Below are 20148 nucleotides of genomic sequence, written 5' to 3'. Positions count from 1 at the left end.
ACTTACTTGCTGAAGTTAATGCCAAACATCCCGCCACCTGCTCCTATGACAAACGCGATTCCTAAGTGCATTAGGTCTTTACCGTTCATGCCTGCATCCAATGCCAAAAAACCGACTAGAAGAACGATTAGTCCATACAGAATGCCTGTAATACCGCCTTGATACCAGCCTTTGTTCGTGGATCTTTTACCGGCGACGAAGCCGCCAGATAGCATGGCGAATGCGTGGACGATGTACGTATACAATGATAAATCCTGTTCTTGCATCTGTGTCATCCACAAGAGTATTGAAAGAATCAATGCGCCAAACAGCATCCATGCAAAGGCATAAAATAAGCCGGATAAAATGGGATGGGCCAGACGAAACGAACACCAGCGGCGAATGAGCTCCATGGATAATTCCTCCTGTACCAAGGTTTGAACTATTATCATTCTATGGCCAAGCTTCCCGGGTTAGTACCAAGTCGTAAGCAGTCTTTCTCTTTATTTCAATAATTTAGCCTTTTGTTTTTTGTATGAGCCAAGTGAGGAACGGTCAGAATACGTGTACAATGAACGGCTAATGTCTTGTCGCAAGTACAGGAGAGGAGGCGAACTATTGAGTCACGATATTTTTGCTCATATTTTTCGGACGCTGCTCATGTATTTTATTGTATATCTGGTGATGCGCTTGATGGGTAAAAGGGAGATCGGAAAACTGTCTGTTTTCGATCTCGTCATATCCATTATGATTGCGGAAATTGCTGTGTTCAGCCTGGAGGATATAAAACGTCCACTTTATGAAGGGTTGATTCCTTTAGGAGTGCTGTTAATTTTGCAAATCGGGATTTCCTATTTCAGTCTGAAAAGTCGGCGTCTGCGCTTACTATTTGATGGTAGGCCCAGTGTATTGTTCTCCAATGGACAACTAAACAAGGACGAAATGGCGAAGCAGCGTTATAACTTAGATGACTTGCTGTTACAACTTCGTGAACAAAATATAGAAAGTTTGGACGAGGTTGAATATGTCATTCTGGAAACAACAGGTAAACTCACGGTGATTAGCAAGGATATTTACGATGGCGCTAAACGCGAAAAAATAAAGCAGGAACAAAGCGAGAATGATTTGATAAGCAAAGAGCACCAGGAAAATAGAGTCCACCCTTCTCCACAAATCGGTGGAAAGTTTAGATATGAGGGACTGCCGATTCCATTAATTATGGATGGCAAGGTGCTGGATCGAAATTTGGAACGGATGGATATGAACCGTTTTTGGCTTAAAAATCAGATTCAAGCGAAGGGACACAAAGATTTTAAGGATGTTTTCTTATGCTCGGTCAACCATAGAGGGGATGTATATATTACACCGCCGGTCTATGGAGAATCTTCAGATTAAGCTTTTTTTATGCTTTAAACCATCTTCTCAGGATTGGAATGCGTGTGAGGTTGTCCCAGTCGATCATTTTGATCAAGGTCATCAGGAAAAGGTACAGAATAATTCCCAAGCCTGCGGCAAAAATAAACTGGAGCCACATTTGATCGAAAATCGTTAAATGTCTGTAGGTATATAATACCGCTGCCGCCATAATGATCATGCCTATCCCGGTTTTCCAGAAGTCAAGTAAACGTACACGAAAGCGAAGCAGTCTGCTGACACTGAAGCCATGTAGGAGGGTAACGATAGCACTGTTAATACAGATGGCGATGACAGCTCCGTAGATACCGTACTGAGGCTGGGAAGCAAGCCATACAATCAGCCCAATTTTGATAATGGCTCCGACAAAGGTGTTCAATAAGGCGCTTCCAGGACGGTCTAACGCCTGAAGTGCTGCCTGAAGCGGGGCCTGAATGTACATAAAAAGTGCAAAGGGCGCCATGAGTTTAAGCATGCCCGCAATATCGCCATTATTGTAGAGCAGCAGACACAGCGGCTCTGCTAATACATACATAATTACGGCAAATGGCGCTCCTGCGACTAAAGCAAGACGAAGCGATTGATGCAAACGTTTGTGAATGGCGGTAATATGCCCTTTTGCTGCTGCTTCGGATAACGAAGGCACGAGTGAAACAGCCAGCGAACTGGTAAGGGCTCCAGGTAGTAATAACACAGGAATAACCATGCCTTGCATGGCTCCATATTGTGCAGTTGCCACGCCAGTTGCAATGCCTGCTACGGCGAGGCTACGCATGCATAAGATAGATTCGAGCAAATAAGATAAGGAACCGACAAGCCTTCCAGCAGTAACGGGAACGGAAATCGACATAAGACGTGACAAAACGGATGATTGCTCGGTATGAACTTCTGAAGGTAAAGGCGCCTTCGGTTGAAGAATGTGATCTTTTCGCTGGTTCCAGGCGTATTGCCACAGCAGCACAACCATGCCAATGAATTCACCCGCCAAAGCACCAAGCATTGCACCCGCAGCAGCGTAGGCTACCCCATGGGGAAGTAACAAGTAAGCAAACCAAATGACGCAAAAAATGCGCATGACGGTTTCCGCAATGGAGGAGCTTGCGGAAGGGATCATATTTTGTTTTCCTTGAAAATAGCCCCTATAAGCTGAGGAAACAGCAACAATGACAATCATTGGGCTCATACTCACGAATGTATAATACACACGGCTGTCGGTCAGGAGATGGCTTGTGATCCAAGGTGCAAACACAAGACAGATTGCCATGGCGATCAGGCTGAGTGTAATGGTGAAGCGCAAGCTAGTGTGCAAAATACGCCGCGACATTTCGGGTTGCCCCGCCGTCTCAGCTTCAGCTACAAGCTTGGCTACCGCAAGAGGGATGCCGCCGGTAATAAGAGTCACTAGTACAATAAAAAAGGGATACCCCTGCTGGTACAAGCCGACTCCTTCGGGGCCGATGATACGCGGGAGTGCGATTCGGGGAATAAAACCCAGTAGCCGATTGATGATTCCCGCTGCCAATAAAATAATTGCTCCATGAATGAATGTCTGCTTTTTCAATCGCAACTCCCTCTTCCCCAAAATGAAATTCTGCGTCTATGTGTTTCTTTAGAAGATATGCTGAACCTGTCCATGTTCATGACAAGCTTTTCAGCTTAGAAACAAGGTGATCCAGACTACAAGAGGGAGAGTGGTGAATTCTGCTATTGACGAGCGAAATGAATGCATATATTGTTGATTTACGGCTATTTTTCGATGAAAAGAAGGGTTTTCCAAGATCAGGACAGAAATGTTCTATAAAGCAGTCAATAACCCCGCTAATTGCTGATCTGCAGAACCGATAGTCGCTGGGAGGAGGAACGACCATCGTGGGTATGGAAGAGCTGGATGAGCAGGATTGGGATGACGCAATTGAGATACTCTGTCAAAGTAAGGCAGACGAGCTGATCCTTGTAGGTTATGAACATGTCACCAGTAAGGACGTGTGGAATTGCGTCAGCCATAAATATGAAAAGGAGGGTATTCCTCCACTGCACAAGCTCGTTAACGATATACTTTCCCTTAAAGCGACGAGCTTTATGAACTATTTGACGATGTCCGCATTACGGGGCTCCACTTTCGAATAGAAGGGGGTCTTTTTTTGCGTTCAAATTGACTGCTTTTTGAGGGGTAGCTATAATAGGAATATTGAGAATGAAAGGGGAACATGGGACGGAATGAAAAGAATTCTAAGTTTCATCGTGGTCGTGCTCATAACTACTGGTGTTATGGTCGGGACAAGCCCGGGCCTACTAAAAAGTTTAAAACTAGGCCTCGATTTAAAGGGAGGCTTTGAAATTTTATATGAAGCCCAGCCTTTGGAAGCCGGGCAGCGTGTAACCAGCCAGTCTCTGATACAAACAGCACAAAGCTTGGAGAGACGTATTAATGCGCTTGGTACGACTGAGCCGGAAGTAACAACTGAGGGGAGCAATCGTATTCGCGTGCGGCTTGCTGGTGTCTCTAATGAGGCGGAAGTCCGCTCCATGCTGAAAAAACCCGCAGAGTTAACCTTCCGTAGTGCAACGGCAGCAGATGCTAAAAAGCCGGGTCAATACAGCAAAATTGAGCTCCGCGGTAATGATTTTGTGGAGAATGGTGCAGTGGTAGGCTATGATCAGCTGAACAAGCCTGAGATTAGTATCAAAGTAAAAGACAAAGCTAAATTTGCAGAAATCACAAAGCGACTTATGAATAAAGAGTTGGCTATTTTCCTGGATGATGAATTACTGTCTGCACCTACAGTGCGTAGTGAATTGACGGATGGCAGTGCTTCGATTACAGGTAGCTACACACGTGATGAGGCGAACAAGCTAGCAGATACGATCAACCTGGGTGCTCTTCCGCTTAAACTGACGGAAAAATATTCTCAGAGTGTAGGGGCTACACTGGGTCAGCTGTCACTGGATCAGACGATCCGTGCTGGTTTGATCGGCTCGGTCATCATTCTGATCTTTATGATTGCAATGTTCCGTGTACCGGGACTGATAGCTAGCTTCTGTCTCATCGTTCATACCTGGCTGGTGCTTGCGATTTTTTATTTGGGCGGTTTCGTGCTCACACTTCCGGGTATCGCAGCCTTCGTACTCGGGATCGGGATGGCGGTGGATGCCAATATCATTACGTATGAACGGATTAAAGAAGAAATCAAGTCAGGCAAAACGATTCGTTCTTCTGTCATTGCAGGCAGTAAGGCATCGTTCCGTACTGTTATGGATGCCAATATTACGACAATTATAGCGGCAGCCGTCATGTTTGGTCTGGGTACAGGCTCCGTTCGAGGATTCGCTCTCGTGCTCATCGTTGATATTGTCGTGAGTATTTTGACAAATATCTTCTTCTCGCGCTTCTTGCTCAATCTGCTGGTTAAAGCAGATGCTGTGAAGAAGGCCAAGTATTTTGGTGTGAAGGAGAGTGATATCAGTGCGCTTTAATTGGGACTATAAATATGTCAAGATGAGCAAGTGGTTTTACACGTTCTCGATTATTATCACATTGCTTGGTATTTTGAGCTTATCGATATTTGGTTTGAATTACGGGGTTGATTTCCGTTCCGGTTCCAACGTGGATGTTAATTTGACTAAGACAGTTACACAAGAACAGATTCAAGCTTTGCTGAACAAGAACGGGATCGGCAAAGAGGTGGATTATACACCAGGTAAAGAGCGTTTCGGCATTCGTTTTTCACAGGTATTGACGGATCAGCAAGTGAATGAATTCAAAACCTCTTTTAACAAAGAGCTTGATCCGAAAGCATCATTTGAGGTCAATACGGTGGATACGGAAATGGCGCAAGAGCTGGAGCGAAATGCAATCTGGGCGATTTTGCTGGCCTCTGTGGCTATTGCTATCTACATTTCGATCCGGTTTGAATGGCGTTTTGCGGTTGCTGCGATTGTTTCGCTGCTGCATGATGCGTTTCTCGTCATTAGTATATTCTCGATTTTCCGGCTTGAGGTGGATTTGACCTTTATTACGGCTATTCTGACGATTGTCGGTTTCTCCATTAATGACACCGTCGTTATTTTTGACCGTATTCGGGAAAATCTGCGATTTGCAAAGAAAAAGTCCAGAACCGACTTGGAGCAAGTCGTCGATCACAGTATTGCACAGACAATGACGCGTTCACTCGCAACTGTGTTTACAGTGTTTATTGCCTCCGTCTGCCTATTCATTTTTGGCGGCGAGTCCATTCGGATGTTCTCGCTTGCGATGGTTATCGGTTTGCTGTTCGGTGCTTACTCTTCCATCTTCATTGCCAGCCCGCTGTGGGTAGCTTTGAAGGGAAAACAAAAGACGCCAACAACTGGTGGAGCAGCCAAAACTGCAAAGTCTTAAGTTACGCAAATACCAGTAGTATAAATTAAAGAGAAAGCCGCGTCTGCTTGGGCGCGGTTTTCTAAGGTTTTAAGAATTCGGTTATATTGGATTGGAGCTTTATCGGGAAATGGTTAGTTCAGGATTGAGGGGGAAACGTTGTGAATAGCGAACGCAGCCGATCATTAGAAACTGCGGCGTTGAGCGGAATTGTAGGGAATCTCGCGCTGGCTGTTCTAAAGGGAACCGTCGGTTATGCAGCAAACAGCAAGGCGTTGATGGGGGATGCACTGCACACGGCTGCGGATAGTGCTTCCCGTTTGCAGGAGATGCTGTTTTCCAAGGGTGGTGCAGATCACGGAATGCTGGCGCGGTTGCGGAACGGTGAAAAAGTTCGGACGGTTATATCTGTGGTGCTGGCTATTTTAGTGCTGATGAGCGGACTTCAACTAGCTATTTCTGCTATTCGTTCATTAAGCAGTTCGGAACCGCAAGCTCCCGGTTTGTACGCATTAATTACCGTGTTTATTGCTTTGGTGTTGAGAGAAGCGTTGTTTCAGTTTCAATATCGCTACTCGATTAAACACGGCCATAAAGCGGAAGCGGATCGGTACGCTAACCATGAACGGTACTCGCTATATGCATCGCTGATTGCATTGATCGGCATGATCGGTGCAATGACTGGCGAGGCAATGGAATGGCCTGCATTATTATATCTTGATCCAACTGCAGCTTTGCTGGTAGCCTGTCTGGTGCTGCGTAAAGGATATCTAATGGTAATGAATACCGCATACCAGGTGCCTGCACAGCCCTTGCAGGAGGAAGACTCCCAGCGCTTTATGGAGACGATTCAACGGGTATATGGTATTGTAACGGTTGAACACTTACATGCTCAGGAAACGGGTCATTTCATAACAGTGGATGTGACGATAAGTGTTAACCCGCGGATTACGGTGCAGGAGGCGCAGGAAATTGCTGATCGAGCCAAAAATTTACTGTTAGCCCGTTTTCCACAGGTAACTCATGTACAAATGCAGTTCATTTCTTACCAAGCCGGGTATCCTTATAAATCCAATCATGAACTGCCAGATAATGATGCGTCGTCCTTGCTTCAATAAGGCAGGCCGACTATGAAAGAAAGGTGAATAGGATTGCTTCATTCGCAGTACAGATGGAAGACCCCGGAGGTTAACCTGGAAGCGGCTCAACCGTTAACAGAAGAGCTGGGGATTTCACCATTGTTGTCCCGGCTTTTAGTGAACCGGGGCGTCACTACGGCCGGGGAAGCAAACCGCTTTTTGTACGGAAGTGTGGACGATGTACACGACCCATTTCTGCTTCTTGGCATGAAAGAGGCCGTGCCGAGAATTCGCCAGGCTCTGGAGCGCGGCGAGCATATATTAATCTATGGCGATTATGATGCGGACGGTGTATCCAGTACATCATTGATGATTCAGCTTATGCGTTTTCTGAAGGCATCTTATGATATTTACATTCCCCATCGTTCTAATGAGGGATATGGTCTGCATAACCATGCTCTGGATTGGGCACATCAGCAGGGAGTGACGCTGGTCATTACAGTGGATACGGGAATTAGTGCAGTAGAGCAAATTGCTTATGCGACTTCCTTAGGAATTGATGTGATTGTGACTGACCATCATGAGCCGCCTGCTGTGCTTCCCGAGGCTTATACTTTGATCAATCCGAAGCTTCCGGATTGTCCCTACCCGTTTAAAGGCCTTGCAGGCGTTGGTGTTGCCCTGAAGCTGGCTCAGGCGCTGTTGAGTGAAGTACCCGAGGAATGGTTTGAAATCGCCGCTATTGGTACGGTAGCTGATTTGATGCCACTACATGGTGAGAATCGGACGATAGTACGTAGAGGGATTCAATCGATGAGACACACTGCATTCCCAGGGATTCGGGCGTTGCTTCATGTAGCGGGTGTGGAGATATCCACAGTGACTTCGGTCAACATCGCATTTGCATTGGCTCCGCGGATTAATGCGAGCGGGCGTCTGGATCATGCGGGACGAGCAGTTTCCCTGCTGACGACAGAAAAAGAGGAGGAAGCAGACCAGCTTGCGCATGCGCTGGATCTGCTCAATCGTGAGCGCCAACAAGTGGTCGAACACATAGTGGAGCAAGCCGAGCAGCAATTAGCATCCAAACTAAATGAAGGCAAGCTTCCATCTGTGATTGTTTTGGCTGGTGAGGGCTGGAATGTTGGTGTCGTCGGAATTGTGGCATCCAAGCTATTGGATCGGTATTATCGTCCGACCATTATTCTGGGCATAGATGCGGAGACAGGCATGTGCAAAGGCTCTGCTCGTTCTATTCCTGCATTGGATATATACAGTGCTCTTACAGATTGCCATGAGCTCATGGAGCATTTTGGTGGACATCCTTCGGCAGCGGGGATGACGCTGTCCCGTGACAATCTGGAATTATTCGAAGAACGGCTTAACTGCTATGCAGGTTCCATTTTGACACCGGAGGATTTTATCCCTATAGCTGAGGCTGATATGGTCTGTCGTCTGGATGAGGTGTCTTTACAAGTGGTTGAAGAACTGGAATTACTTCAGCCTTTTGGGATGGGAAATCCTTCTCCACGATTCATATTACAGGGGCTTCAATTGCGCGAGGCTCGTAAAATGGGACGTGAGAAAAACCATGTGAAGCTACTATTGGAGCAGAATGGTTTATCGTTGGATGCGATTGCCTTCCGACGTGGCGATTTGGCTGATTTTTTACAGCAGCAAACGGACATAGATCTGTTGGGCGAGTTATCAATTAACGAGTGGAACGGTAAACGTTCACTTCAGCTGATGATGCAGGATATTCGTGTGCAGGCTCCGCAAATTTTTGATTATCGTGGAGTATCGGACCCACTTGCCGAACTGGAGCGAGGGCTGAGGATCTTCCATCCAAGCTTAGAGGAACGAAAGAATGATGTTGCGGTGTTGATCCATCCGTCATCCCGGCTTCGGACATCGAGCTCCGTGGGCGCTGAATCCTTATGGTTATACGATAAAGATGGCAGCGTTACTCCTAGTGATGGTCGAAAAGATACACAGCACTCTGTGAAGTCGCTGTTCGTACTGGAGCCGCCAGATACACCCGAGCAGTTTCATGCATTATGGTCTACCTTTGAGAATGTAGAGAACGTGTTTCTTCTTCATTCGATCAGTGAGCGTGGCGGCCGGCTCGTGAGCCCCGATAGGGAGCTGTTTAAGCGTATTTACATTGTGCTTTCTCGAATGGGAACACAGCTAATTGATGAAAAAGCAATGCTACCTGCTCTTAGCAGGCAGTGCTCGTGTTCAGTGCGCATGTTATCCAAAGTATTGGACATCTTCGAGGATCTTGAATTTTTGACTCGTACAGATGGTCAATTTCGTTTTGTATCCAATCCGCCCAAGCGGGATTTAACTGCTTCTCCGCGCTATCAGGAATTGTACAATATGGCTGAGATGGAGCGGTATTTACTGGATGCGGACACCACCCAGATGACGAGCTGGATCATGTCGCTTATGAAAGGTGCGTCTTGAGATATTACCTTGCAGTTTTGTAAAATGTATATACTAATTAGAAGTTTACAGTAGGAGGAACTAAGTTGGACTACAAAGAATATATTCGGGTAATTTCCGATTTTCCACAACCAGGGATTAGTTTTAAGGACATTACGACCCTAATGAAAAATGGTGAACTGTATCGCAAGGCGATCAACGATATGAAGGAACTGGTATCTGATTTAAAAATTGATTTGATTGCAGGTCCGGAAGCACGTGGATTCGTTGTTGGTGCACCTCTGGCTTATGCGCTTGGTGTTGGTTTTATTCCCATCCGTAAGAGTGGCAAGCTGCCTGGAGAAACCATTGAGGAAGCATACGGTTTGGAATATGGTAAGGATACTCTGGCTATGCATAAGGATGCGATTGAGCCGGGGCAAAATGTTCTGATTGCTGATGATCTGCTTGCTACAGGCGGAACCATCGCTACGTCCGTTAACTTGGTACGCCAACTTGGTGGCAATGTGGCAGGGGCTGCCTTTCTTATCGAGCTGTCTGACCTCAACGGACGGGCGAAGCTGCCTGACGTAGATGTATTCACCCTAATTAAGTACTAAGTGTTTAGAAACCGGGGTTTCCCGGGAAATATTTATACATGGATTACCTAAATAGTCCGATGGAACATCTCTTTATCTAAAGAGTTGCTCCATCGGACTATTTTTTGATTGTAATTAAATTGAATTATCTTATTGTAACAAATTACCACGGGGTTTATTGGAAAATAGTTATAAAAAAATAAAATAAATGTCGATAAAAGTGTAAAAAGAAACAGAGGTGGATATACATTGGGTATATTTCAATTTAAGAGTTTACAAGCACGGACACTTTCTACCTTGGTTCCGTTAGTACTTATAACGCTGATTTTAATCAACTTTTTGTCTTATTTTTTTGCCAAACAGAAGCTGGATACGGAAATAAGCCAAAATGCTACTCATTCCTTGTCGAGGGCTCAAGCAGATATTGCAGCTAACGTAGATCGTCATGCTTTGCTTGTTTCGATGCTGACTAAGAGTGCGGAACAACTGGGAACAGAAATGAACATTGAGGGCTATGGACGACTCTTTGAACAAGAGCTGACATTAAATGATATGACTTACGGGTTAGGGATTTATTTTGCTAAAGATGCGTATGACCCAGGAGTGACATACCGTTCAATATATGTGCATAGAGACGGCGAGCTAGTCAAGCAATCGACTGAATATGACGATCCGCAATATGACTATTTAACGCAGCCTTGGTATACAGAAGCCGTGGAACGTGGTAAAGACATAAATTTCACAGAGCCTTTTTACGATAGCAAGCTGAACATCAATATGATTACGGCAGGGAAAGCATTTTACGACAGGGAGGGGAAACTATTAGGTGTCATTACAGGCGACCTAAACATGACGAGTATCCAGACGTATATTGAAAAAATGAAGTTTGGTACTCAAGGTAGTGCGATCTTAGTGGATAAGAATGGAGCCATTCTGTCATCCGGTCTTCAGTCCTTAAAAGCAGGCGAGCCGTTAAAAAACACGATGAATGCGGAAGCAGCACAATCTATTCAAAGTGGTATGTCTAGACAACTATCCGTACCCATTGATAATGAGGATTACCGGATAATGTACGAAACACTCCCACAAACCGGATGGAAAATCGGTGTATTACTGCCAGAATCGGATTTGAATCGCTCTGCGAATGAAATGCTTAAACTTCTGCTGATTGTTAGTGTTATAGGTATTTTACTAATTATAGGAGCGGTATTGATTAACAATTCAGGCATGATCAAAGAGATTAAAAAAATTAGGCAGATGACCAATCGTATGGCACTTGGTGATTATACCGTTGAATTACCACATCATCGTAAAGATGAATTTGGCCAAATGGCTGATGGGATCAATAAGGTGATTGTTGCAACCAGAGGAATGGCATCACGCTTGAGCGAAGAGTCAGGTGTAATCTCAGGTGTATCTTTAAAAATATCTCAGGAGATTTCCGGAGCGACTAAAGATGCGCACCATAATGCAGGAGAACTGGCGCAGGTAAAGGAAGGGGCAGAGCTTCAGTTGACCGCAGCAGCAGAAAGTGCGACTGCGATGGAAGAAATGGCTGTTGGCATACAGCGTATTGCTGAATCTATACAGCATGTATCCGAGGCTACCACTGAAATTGAACAAAAGGCCCAACAAGGAAATGAACGGTTAAACGTGGTCAGCCAAGGAATGCATAAAGCGAAAATGTCTATGGATGAGGCAGGCAGGGTAGTAAGCTCGTTAAATGAGCGGTCCGCTCAAATTGGCAGCATTATTGGAATGATTCAGGATATTAGTGGGCAGACCAAGTTGCTGTCGCTGAATGCTTCCATTGAAGCCGCTCGTGCTGGGGAGCATGGCCGAGGGTTCGCTGTAGTGGCTTCAGAAATCGGAAAGCTGGCCGTAAACGTAAGCGAGTCTGCGGAGCAAATTACAAATCGAATTCGAGCCATGCAGGAAGAAACCAAATTCGCTTTGGAAGGAATGCAGCAGGGGGCTCTGGAGATGGATGAAGGCGTATCTATTTTACGTGAGGTGGAAGAACGTTTTATTGCGATGAATCAAGATATTCAGCAGGTGGCGATAGAAGTGCAGGAGGTCTCATCTGCCTCTGAAGAAATGTCGGCAGGCTCAGAAGAAGTTGCTGCATCTATTGGTTATCTTGCAAATATTGCGAAAGCTTCAGCTGAACGTACAGGCCAAGTCTCGGAACGATCCGAACGGCAGTTAAAGGATCTGGGAGGTCTGGACAGTTCCGCCAAGTCACTTACAGGTGTTTCCGATACGCTTAATCAGGTCGTATCCCGTTTTCGTGTGTGATATCTTATTTTAAAAATAAATAAAAAAGCCGTGCATAAAAAGACGCCGTTCCAGGTAAGAAGGATACTTACACGCTTGTCTATACAGCCTGAGCGTGTTCATCCATAACTAACATGGAGCGGCGTTTTAAAATTGAAAAGTAGATATTAATCTGGTGTTTTTTCAGTTAAAGGTTCCTGCGTTTTATCATTCGACCAGCCGAGCACATCAACCAGCTTGAAGAACAAACTCAGAATAATACCGATGATTGTCGCCAGGGCCATACCTTTCAAGGTGACCGCACCCCAAGTGAGCGTAGTACCGCTGATTCCGACCACAAGCACGATGGTAGCGAGCAGCATGTTAGTTGGCTTGGCGAAATCAACTTTTTGCTCGACGAAGATTCTAAGACCAGAGGCAGCGATCACACCGAATAATAGTAAGGATACGCCACCCATAACTGGAGACGGAATATTAGAAACAATCGCTGAGAACGTACCCGAGAAGGACAACAGAATGGCAATAACAGCCGCTCCGCCAATAACCCATACAGAGTACACTTTAGTTAATGCCATAACACCGATATTTTCACCATAAGTCGTATTAGGTGTAGAACCAACAAAACCGGAAATGATGGTAGAAATCCCGTTACCCAGCAAAGAGCGGTGGAGACCAGGATCTTTGGACAACTCACGTCCGACGATGTTGCTCGTCACTAGCAAGTGACCAATATGCTCTACGATGACGACCAGAGCAACCGGAAGAATCGTCAGCATAGCCGAAGCATTAAAGGTTGGAGTGGTAATTGCGGGATGAGCGAACAAAGGAGCGTCCGCAATAGCCTGCGTATTGACCATACCCATGAAATAAGCAAGCACATAGCCCACCACGATACCGATTAGAATATGAATGATTTTGGCAAATCCGCGAAACAACACCGCACCCAGAACAGTAACACCGAGCGTAACGAGGGAAAGGGTGATCGTTTTGGGATCTGGCGTCCAGGCTTTAGTAGGATCGGCGTTAATAATGCCTGCCATGCCTGCAGCAACCGGAACCAGTTCCAGACCAATCAAGGCTACGATTGATCCCATGACAGCTGGTGGAAAAACGATGTCTAGCCAACGTGTCCCGGCGTATTTGATTACCAGTGCGACGAGACAGAAAATAATACCTGTAACGATGAAAGCACCCAGGGCCATTGCATAGCCATTGCTGCCAGGGTTACTTTTAAGCACAAGACTGACAGGAGCGATAAAAGCGAAGCTGGAGCCGAGATAGGCAGGGATTTTGCCACGGCAGATCCATATGTACAACAATGTTCCGATACCGTTCATGAGCAAAATCATGCCGGGATCGACGCCAAAAATATTGGGCACCAGCACGGTGCTGCCAAACATGGCAAACAAATGCTGTACGCTGAGCAGGATCCCAGGTCCTGCTGGAAGCTTTTCATTAACTTGAATTTCGCGTTGCAACGCAGTTCACTCCTTAGTTCTTTCAATTATTCTTATATACATTAATTACTTTTCGTAATTTTTTCAATATAATTCGTTTCATTTCGTCAACAATCCTGATTTTACTTAACCATGTGTGACAAAATAATGCGACAGTGCCAAACCTGTAATAGTTGACGTGTGGCGTGCTAAGCGTCATAATTGTAGGAAATCACTTTTAAAAGGGAACCTTTGCGCGACATTGATCGGCGGGTTCCATTTTGCATAGAAAGGACACGGAATAGAGCAGAATGGGGATAGAGCAATTACTTAAAAAGGCCGGGGCCTATACCAGAGAAGCAGATCTTATCCGCATCAGGGACGCCTATGATTTTGCCGAGCAGGCCCATTCCGGCCAGACTCGTAAGTCCGGTGAACCTTATATTCTGCATCCGCTTGCGGTTGCTGATATCGTCGTTAATATGCAGATGGATACCATCTCCATTATCGCCGCTCTTTTACATGACGTTGTGGAGGATACGACGGTGTCTTTGGCGCAGATTCGCGAGCATTTTGGCGATACATGTGCGATGCTTGTCGATGGTCTGACGAAGCTGGAGCGTATCCAGTTCCGATCCAAGGAAGAACAGCAGAACGAAAATTATCGAAAAATGTTTATTGCCATGGCGCAGGACATTCGTGTCATCGTCATTAAGTTGGCAGATCGTCTGCACAACATGCGTACCCTGAAATATCAATCGGAAGAAAGCCAGCGTCGAATCGCTTATGAAACGTTGGAAATTTTCTGTCCGGTTGCAAACCGATTGGGTATTTCAGCGATTAAATGGGAAATGGAAGACATTGCTTTGCGCTATCTGAATCCTCAGCAGTATTACCGCATCGCTAATTTGATGCATAAGAAGCGGGCAGAGCGCGAGCAATTTATTGATAATGTCATACAGCGTATCAGAGAGAAGCTGGAAGAGATGGGGATTCAGGCTGATTTGTCTGGACGCCCTAAACATATTTACAGTGTGTTTAAAAAGATGACGACAAAAAACAAGCAATTCAATGAAATATACGATTTGCTTGCGATTCGAATTATTGTGGATAACATTAAAGACTGTTATGCCACATTGGGGATTATCCATACGTTGTGGAAACCGATGCCGGGGCGGTTTAAGGATTATATTGCCATGCCTAAGGCTAATATGTATCAGTCACTCCATACGACCGTAGTAGGTCCCAACGGAGAGCCTACAGAAGTACAAATTCGCACAGTGGATATGCATCGCACCGCTGAATTCGGGATTGCCGCCCATTGGGCCTATAAAGAAAACAACGGGGCAAATAACACAAACTTTGAGGACAAAATCACCTTTTTCCGAGAAATTCTGGAGCTGCAAAACGAGGCGAAGGATGCTTCGGAATTTGTGGAATCACTCAAAATGGACTTTTTCTCAGACCTTGTGTTTGTCTTTACTCCTAAGGGAGAAGTCATTGAGTTACCGGCTGGATCGGTTCCGCTGGACTTTGCTTTCCGTATCCATACAGAAGTTGGAAATCGAACGATTGGCTCTAAGGTAAATGGAAGAATTGTTCCTTTGGATTATCGTCTGAAAACTGGCGATATCGTGGAAATTATGACGTCCAAGCACTCCTATGGACCTAGTCAGGACTGGCTTAAAATTGCTCAGTCCTCTCACGCGCGCAGTAAAATCAAGCAATGGTTCAAGAAAGAAAAGCGTGAGGAAAATGTAGAAAAAGGCCGCGAAAGTCTGGAACGTGAGCTAAGGAAGCGTGATATTGAGCCATCCGTGTGGATGAGCGAGGACAAACTTCAGGATGTGGCACAAAAGTTCTCTTTTAATGATTCTGAAGATATGCTGTCTGCGATTGGCTTTGGTGGTATAACCGCAGCGCAGGTTTGTACACGTTTGACAGAGAAGCTGCGCAAGGAACAAGAAGAGGCACGTCTAATTGAGCTGACGACTGAGGTTAAGGAGTACAAACCGCAGGGTGATCGGAAAAAAACACCGACCAACGGTGTCAGCGTCAGAGGCGTCGACAATTTGCTCGTTCGCTTTGCACGATGTTGTAATCCCGTACCGGGTGATGACATCATCGGCTACGTAACACGCGGGCGCGGCGTATCTGTTCACCGTACCGATTGCCCGAATATTCCTTCGGGTGTGGGCGAAGATCAGGCGCGTGTGATTGAAGTGGAGTGGGAAGAAGCAGCCGAGGTCAATTATAGTGTCGATATTGAGATTACAGGGCATGATCGTAATGGTTTGCTGAACGAGGTGCTCCAGGCCATTTCTGAGAATAAAACTAGCTTCTCGGCCGTGACAGGACGTACAGATAAAAATAAAATGGCAATGATTCACATTACAATTCTTATTCGTAACACGGATCATTTGCATTCTGTTGTCGAACGGATCAAACGGGTGAAGGATGTATACACCGTGCATCGGATTATGCAATAAACTTGTTAAGCATACACGCAGGTTTATATAGCCTATGTAATACATCTTGGGTACAAAGACTCATAGGTGGCTGAAAGAGCCGTGGTACGACTGTAAGCACCTTGTAAGGGGAAGAGTAAAGGAGCAGCGGATAGGCAATGAAGATCATTATTCAGCGCTGTAAAGACGCTCAGGTAACGGTGAATCAAAAGGTGGTCGGTAAAATCGGAACTGGATTAATGCTGCTGGTTGGTATTGGTCAGGGAGATACGGCAGCCGATGCCGTTTATTTGGCGGATAAAACAGCGGGATTGCGTATATTTGAAGATGCTGAAGGCAAAATGAACGACAGCGTTCTGGATGTCGGTGGGGCCATTTTGTCTGTCTCCCAATTTACGTTGTATGGTGACTGCCGTAAAGGGAGAAGGCCCAACTTTATGGGAGCAGCCAAACCTGAGGAAGCGGAGAAGCTGTATGATTTCTTTAACAGCCAGCTTCGAGCCAAGGGCCTGGAGGTCGAGACGGGGATTTTTGGAGCTATGATGGATGTTTCCTTGACCAACTGGGGTCCAGTGACGTTGATTTTGGATAGCGAACGTTCGTAGGTATCCATTCTTGGTATGATCTGAGAACATGAGTAGAAGAGAATAAAATAGCCGTTTAGAGGGACCATAATGTCATTCCGGTTGGTAAGCAGCCATCTGGAAAGCCTTAAGGGTGACAGGAGAGACGAAGCTATGCGTCAGACCCCAAAAATGGACGGATATCAAAGCGCGGTGCTACTTTATCCTGGTAGTATGCGGGAGGCAATCAACCTTACTCGTAATGCTGATGCGTTATTACAGCATGTTGCTACAGCTGTGGACAAGCCAGGACGCGGTGTCCTACCGCGTAGGTAAGCCATTTGTAAATGCAGCATTAACGACGTATTGTCTCAAGCGGTTATAAAGAGATCGAAAATAATTATGTAGCAGTACATCAGGGAGGAGCCAACGGGCTCCTTTTTCTTTTTCACTGCTTGGAATTGTTATAAACACAGATCAAGCGGGTAATAACAAAGCGTGGTAAACAAACAAACAAACCTAACTTTAAGCTCGCTTTAAGGATAACCGGAAAGGAGATCTGAACGATAATGAGTAAAATTGCATTTTTGTTGGCTGACCAATTTGAGGATTCCGAAATGAAGGTCCCTTATGATGAACTGAAAAAGGCTGGACATGAGGCAGATATTATTGGATTAAAACAAGGTGAAAAAGTGAACGGTAAGCAAGGCAAAGCAAGCTACACTATTGAAAAAGCCATTGCAGATGTGAAATCAAGTGACTATGATGCAGTGGTTATTCCTGGTGGATCATCACCGGAAAATCTGCGTTTGGATGCAAATGTTCTGAAGTTTGTAACTGAAATAAATGAGTCCAAAAAAACGATCGGAGCTATCTGTCACGGGCCGCAAATTTTGGCGAGTGCCGATTTGTTACAAGGCCGGACGATTACAGCTTACCCTCCATTGAAAGATGACTTGATTAATGCAGGTGCTCATTTTGAGGATCGAGAGGCAGTCGTGGACGGTAACTTTATTACGTCTCGGACCCCTAAGGATGAGCCCGCTTTTGTGCGTGAGTTGTTAAAGGCATTGTAATTTCCGTGAATGCTTCCTAGATTTTTGCCAGTACAATTCCCAAACGAGGAGGATTTGATATGGCTAAACAGATTCAGGCTTATTTTCGCACAGAAGATGAAGCTGAGGGCGCCAGAGCTTCGCTTCAGGCTTATAGAACTGAACATTTGGAAGTAGGTGCTCTGGATGAGACGCTCGGTCGGGAGACGAGGGTTTTAATTCCGTTGGTCCCTTATAACAATACTGGCTCTGTGAGCACAGGAGGTTCTGCGGGTGCGGCGATTCCAGCCGCAGGGGCTTATGGCGAGAATATTCTACCCGATGCAAAGAATGACGAGGTTAACTCTGGTGCAGCCCAAAGGGATCTGAATGAGGATCGGAGCGGAACAACGAATCATGACGGAGGTTTGCTCCGTGCGACAGATGTGTATATTAACGGTGATCATGATGAATTACGGTATGTATTGTCCGCCAAGGTGAATGATGCCGATTATGATGAGATCATTTATAAGCTTCGTTCCAATCGTGCATATGTGGCGCAGCTGGATTAAAAAGGGAGCGAATGTCACAAAAATGTCGATATACGAGGAAATTAGTCACACTAGAGTGGCTGTAATACAATTGTAATATTCGAAACATCATTCCTTAATATTCGTTGTTTATAATAACAGCATGACCCCCTTTTGATATATCTTTTTAAACCTGCGGACCGTTTCTGCAGGTTATTTTCTTTTTATAAGACTTATTTGTCTGATTCTAGGGGGAATGTCTTGACTTTGTCGAAGCAGTTCATTAAAATCATAAAATAATGAAAAATGATTTGATGACGGGACCAAGTACTCCGAACCCACAAGCGCAGAGAGGAATTTCCAGGCTGTAAAAATTCCCTTGATGAGCGGACGAATGACCTCCCCGAGAACAGGCGGCGAACAATGAGGAATCTCTGCTGAGTCATGCATGGCATATGCCAAACAGCGGACCATCCTGCATAATAGCCGTACTGCGCGTTACGGGCGTTATACGTATGAGCGGAGTCAGTGTAATGCTGACGGACACTGAGTCATTTGTATGCTAGTGGTCTGGGTAAACTCCGGAATGTGGGTGGTACCACGGGTGATTTGTAAACGACAATCCCTCGTCCCTGTTAATGATAACAGGGCGAGGGATTTTTTGTTTTTATAAGAAATACAATGACGGGGGGATACGTAAATGGCCTTTCAAAAACCGACGGGAACACAGGATTTGCTGCCAGGCAGTGTAGAAAAATGGCAAGTGGTCGAGGAAAAAGCTCGTGAGATTAGCCGCCGCTTTAATTACCGAGAGATTCGTACACCAATGTTCGAACAAACGAATTTGTTCGTTCGGGGTGTGGGTGAAACGACCGATGTGGTGGAAAAGGAAATGTACACTTTTGAGGATAAAGGCAAACGGAGCATGACGCTGCGTCCGGAAGGAACGGCTGGGGTTGTCCGCTCTTATGTGGAGAACAAACTGTATGGTGAACCGGACGTAACTAAGCTGTACTATATCGGCCCAATGTTCCGGTATGAGCGTCCACAAGCTGGGCGTCAGCGCCAGTTTCACCAATTTGGCATTGAAGCATTCGGGGCGATGGACCCGGCGCTGGATGCAGAAGTTATTGCTTTCGGGTATCAGTTCTGTCGTGAGCTGGGCCTGAAAGGGGTACAGGTAGAAATCAACTCTGTTGGTAATGCTGCCAGTCGTGCTGCTTATCGGCAGCATTTGGTGGACTTCCTGATGCCCATTAAGGATACGTTGACCAAGGAGAGCCAAGCGCGCATCGAGCGTAATCCGCTGCGTGTGCTGGATAGCAAAGATGATCAGGACAAATTTGGCGGTGCACCTTCGATTTTGGATAGTTTGGATGAGGAATCCAGCACTCACTTTGAAAAAGTGAAACAAAATTTGGATGCGATGGGTGTGGAATATACAGTGAACCCACGCCTGGTACGAGGACTGGATTATTATACGCTGACAGCATTCGAGTTCAAAGCCGAAGGCATTGGTGCTATTGACACGATTGGTGGAGGCGGTCGCTACAACGGATTGGTTGGAGATCTGGGCGGACCGGATCAGCCAGGGATTGGTTTTGGCATTGGGCTTGAGCGAATTCAGCTGATTTTGGAGCATCAGGGTGTCAAATTGAACGAAGCCAAGCCGCTGGATATCTATATGGTGGCTTTGGGTGAGGCGGCAGAAACGGAAGTGACCAAACAACTGTTCAAGCTGCGTCAAGCTGGATTTTCCGCAGAGCGAGATTATCTGGGGCGTAAAATGAAGGCTCAGATGAAATCGGCAGATCGCTTTAAAGCAAGATATACGGCGATTCTGGGTGATGATGAGCTGGTTAAAGGTGAAATTGCACTGAAAAACATGGAAACCGGTGAGCAACGTACCGTTAAGCTGGATCAGCTGGTGGAAGAATTAGGCTAAACAACATGATGTAACATCAGTCAGGGGGAGCTTCCCTCTGG

17 protein-coding genes are annotated in these 20148 nt (G+C 45.8%); 14 read left to right on the top strand and 3 right to left on the bottom strand.

Annotated elements, in window-relative coordinates:
• Positions 1-2 precede the first annotated feature (2 nt).
• A complete protein-coding gene (locus tag MKX36_RS18680; protein WP_016819137.1) occupies positions 3-392 on the bottom strand; it encodes a TIGR04086 family membrane protein in 390 nt (129 codons plus the stop codon).
• 205 nt (positions 393-597) lie between these two features.
• Here MKX36_RS18680 and MKX36_RS18675 point away from each other — a divergent pair, with 205 nt between their 5' ends.
• On the top strand, positions 598-1374 hold the full coding sequence (locus MKX36_RS18675) for a DUF421 domain-containing protein (protein WP_016819136.1): 777 nt from the start codon (positions 598-600) through the stop codon (positions 1372-1374).
• 7 nt (positions 1375-1381) lie between these two features.
• Here MKX36_RS18675 and spoVB read toward each other — a convergent pair whose 3' ends face one another.
• Positions 1382-2953, bottom strand: a complete 1572-nt coding sequence (gene spoVB, locus MKX36_RS18670) for a stage V sporulation protein B (RefSeq protein ID WP_016819135.1) — start codon at positions 2951-2953, stop codon at positions 1382-1384.
• A 308-nt stretch (positions 2954-3261) separates the two neighbouring features.
• Between spoVB and MKX36_RS18665 the strand changes: the two genes are divergently transcribed.
• From MKX36_RS18665 to MKX36_RS18635, 7 genes are all read left to right on the top strand, one after another.
• Positions 3262-3519, top strand: a complete 258-nt coding sequence (locus MKX36_RS18665; protein ID WP_013372642.1) for a post-transcriptional regulator — start codon at positions 3262-3264, stop codon at positions 3517-3519.
• A 90-nt stretch (positions 3520-3609) separates the two neighbouring features.
• Complete coding sequence (secD, locus tag MKX36_RS18660) at positions 3610-4866, top strand: protein translocase subunit SecD (RefSeq protein WP_016819134.1); 1257 nt, start codon at positions 3610-3612, stop codon at positions 4864-4866.
• The gene (gene secF / locus MKX36_RS18655; protein WP_016819133.1) at positions 4856-5770 is read left to right on the top strand and encodes a protein translocase subunit SecF; all 915 of its coding nucleotides are present in this window, start codon (positions 4856-4858) and stop codon (positions 5768-5770) included. Before secD ends, secF begins: the two co-directional genes overlap by 11 nt.
• 140 nt (positions 5771-5910) lie before the next feature.
• A complete protein-coding gene (locus MKX36_RS18650) occupies positions 5911-6867 on the top strand; it encodes a cation diffusion facilitator family transporter (RefSeq protein WP_017427788.1) in 957 nt (318 codons plus the stop codon).
• A gap of 33 nt (positions 6868-6900) precedes the next feature.
• Entirely contained in the window at positions 6901-9297 is a 2397-nt protein-coding gene (recJ, locus tag MKX36_RS18645) for a single-stranded-DNA-specific exonuclease RecJ (RefSeq protein ID WP_031462072.1), read from the top strand.
• A 65-nt stretch (positions 9298-9362) separates the two neighbouring features.
• Entirely contained in the window at positions 9363-9875 is a 513-nt protein-coding gene (locus tag MKX36_RS18640) for an adenine phosphoribosyltransferase (protein ID WP_013372637.1), read from the top strand.
• 228 nt (positions 9876-10103) lie between these two features.
• Positions 10104-12152 (top strand): methyl-accepting chemotaxis protein, encoded by a 2049-nt coding sequence (locus MKX36_RS18635; RefSeq protein WP_045244251.1) that lies wholly within the window; start codon positions 10104-10106, stop codon positions 12150-12152.
• Positions 12153-12298: 146 nt separating this feature from the next.
• On the opposite strand, the gene uraA is transcribed toward MKX36_RS18635, so the two are convergent.
• A complete protein-coding gene (uraA, locus tag MKX36_RS18630; protein ID WP_016819129.1) occupies positions 12299-13609 on the bottom strand; it encodes a uracil permease in 1311 nt (436 codons plus the stop codon).
• Between the two features lie 269 nt (positions 13610-13878).
• Between uraA and MKX36_RS18625 the strand changes: the two genes are divergently transcribed.
• From MKX36_RS18625 to hisS, 6 genes are all read left to right on the top strand, one after another.
• A complete protein-coding gene (locus MKX36_RS18625) occupies positions 13879-16056 on the top strand; it encodes a RelA/SpoT family protein (protein ID WP_016819128.1) in 2178 nt (725 codons plus the stop codon).
• Between the two features lie 137 nt (positions 16057-16193).
• The gene (gene dtd, locus MKX36_RS18620) at positions 16194-16640 is read left to right on the top strand and encodes a D-aminoacyl-tRNA deacylase (protein ID WP_013372633.1); all 447 of its coding nucleotides are present in this window, start codon (positions 16194-16196) and stop codon (positions 16638-16640) included.
• Positions 16641-16709: 69 nt separating this feature from the next.
• Positions 16710-16934 carry a hypothetical protein gene (locus MKX36_RS18615; RefSeq protein WP_340865300.1) on the top strand — a complete coding sequence of 75 codons (225 nt, stop codon included), beginning with the start codon at positions 16710-16712 and terminating at the stop codon, positions 16932-16934.
• 233 nt (positions 16935-17167) lie between these two features.
• Entirely contained in the window at positions 17168-17674 is a 507-nt protein-coding gene (locus tag MKX36_RS18610; RefSeq protein ID WP_044787278.1) for a type 1 glutamine amidotransferase domain-containing protein, read from the top strand.
• 59 nt (positions 17675-17733) lie between these two features.
• Positions 17734-18204 carry a hypothetical protein gene (locus MKX36_RS18605; RefSeq protein WP_017427782.1) on the top strand — a complete coding sequence of 157 codons (471 nt, stop codon included), beginning with the start codon at positions 17734-17736 and terminating at the stop codon, positions 18202-18204.
• A 658-nt stretch (positions 18205-18862) separates the two neighbouring features.
• Positions 18863-20107, top strand: coding sequence for a histidine--tRNA ligase (gene hisS / locus MKX36_RS18600; RefSeq protein ID WP_013372628.1), 1245 nt, complete (start codon positions 18863-18865; stop codon positions 20105-20107).
• The last annotated feature ends 41 nt before the right edge of the window (positions 20108-20148 follow it).

It is taken from the genome of Paenibacillus sp. FSL W8-0439 (assembly GCF_038008995.1).
Taxonomy (GTDB): Bacteria; Bacillota; Bacilli; order Paenibacillales; family Paenibacillaceae; genus Paenibacillus; species Paenibacillus polymyxa.
The sequence above is the reverse complement of the archived record's forward strand: the minus strand, read 5'-3'. Positions and strand labels throughout refer to the sequence as shown.